We start from the raw sequence: 567 nt of genomic DNA on the forward strand, positions 1-567 counted from the left end.
AAATGAGTTAATTCAAGTTAGTTTTAGTGCGAGTCCAAACACATTGATTGAGACAGAAGAAACTCGGATAAACTTTGAATTTTCACTCGACCAACCCCCTCCTGAAGACGGACTTCGAGTATTTGTAGATAGCGATCTTTCCCAATCTTTAACTCAATTTGATCTCACCGAACTTTCTTATACAGGAGGTGAAAGTTTCCCCACAGGAGACTTTGATTTTACCGGATTTGCCTTTACGATTACCGCACAAACCGCAACCATTAGCATTCCCATTTTCGATGATAGTTCTCTCCCTCCAGAGCAAAGTGAAGAAGGTGCTATTCCCGTTACTTATCGACTTCTAACTCGAAATACAATAGATTCTCAAGACTTAGCGGAAGTAGAAGGGAGTCAGAGTATTAGTGAGTATCTCATTGATTCGAGTCTCAACTCTAGCACGATTATTTTCGCAGATAGTCCTGAAAGTATTGTATAACAGTACATGAACCTTACAATCTTTGAGAGTGCATAAAAGGAGTGGTGGGGTGAGGGTTTTTTCTGATCAAAAATAGCTTTTTATTAATAAAA

The 567-nt window shown here is 38.8% G+C and carries 1 protein-coding gene; it reads left to right on the forward strand.

Annotation, left to right across the window (positions count from 1 at the left end; genetic code table 11):
• The coding region (locus M595_RS31430) for a hypothetical protein (protein ID WP_023069992.1) at positions 1-475 on the forward strand (475 nt) is incomplete at its 5' end.
• Positions 476-567 lie beyond the last annotated feature (92 nt).

Source organism: Lyngbya aestuarii BL J (genome assembly GCF_000478195.2).
Taxonomy (GTDB): domain Bacteria; phylum Cyanobacteriota; class Cyanobacteriia; order Cyanobacteriales; family Microcoleaceae; genus Capilliphycus; species Capilliphycus aestuarii.